Below are 942 nucleotides of genomic sequence, written 5' to 3'. Positions count from 1 at the left end.
GCCCCCCAGCCGCATTCTACAAGGGTGCTTTGGAGGTACTTGTTACCGTGGATGGTTTTTGAACTTTTTTTTTACCGCCACTCTCATTATTGCCCGGGCTCATGCCCGCCCAACTGCTTAAGTGCTGCTCGCTGGCAAATACATCCATATCTGCTCCTATCTCGCTTAGGATACTTACAGCGCTGTCTTTACCTACTCCCGGTATAGTTTGCAGATTTTCAATATCAACGCTGTAGGCTTTGGCAGCCTCATCTATTTGCAACTCCAATTTAGCCAGCAGCTTTTCCTTATCTGCGATGCTCTCTTTTAGAAGTTGCAGCATAAAACGGTGATGAGCCGTAATGCGCCCCTCCAATGCTTTCTTTAACTCAGCTTTGCCAGCCTTCATCTTACCATGATAATGCCGTAGCAAATCATCCGGCCGCGTGTTGGCTGATATGATATCATTTATAATACGCCTGCCCACTGCTCCGTCAACATTACTTAAAACACTGCTTAGCTTTATATTGGCATCTTCCAGTATTTTAATGATGCGGTTCTTCTCCGAGGCCGCCTGGCCGGTTACTTTCTTTTTGTAACGAACCAGCTCGCGCAACTCTCTTATATCCTGAGGGGGAATAAAGCTGGCTTTCAGCAAACCGCTAAGCAATAACTTACTTAACCACGCACTATCCTTTTTGTCGGTTTTATGACCCGGTATGTTCTTTACATGCCGGGCATTAACCAAAATGATCTCAAAGCCTTCTTCCAGTATATTGAACACAGGCTTCCAGTAAACACCCGTACTCTCCATGGCTATATGGGTTACTCCGGCATCTTTACACCAATCTCTTAACTCTGTCAAAGAACTCGTGTAGCCATCATAACTGCGCGTTTCATAATCTGTGTCGCTGCGCCTTATGGTAGCTACTATCAAATTTTGATGAACGTCTATACCACAAC

At 45.3% G+C, this 942-nt stretch carries 1 protein-coding gene; it reads right to left on the bottom strand.

What is annotated here, in order from left to right; all coding sequences use genetic code 11:
* Window positions 1-16 precede the first annotated feature (16 nt).
* Window positions 17-942: IS110 family RNA-guided transposase (locus OD355_RS13785; RefSeq protein ID WP_263039077.1), on the bottom strand; the 926-nt coding region annotated here is incomplete at its 5' end.

Source organism: Haoranjiania flava (genome assembly GCF_025631005.1).
Lineage (GTDB): Bacteria > Bacteroidota > Bacteroidia > Chitinophagales > Chitinophagaceae > Haoranjiania > Haoranjiania flava.
This window is presented reverse-complemented; position numbering and strand designations above follow the sequence as displayed.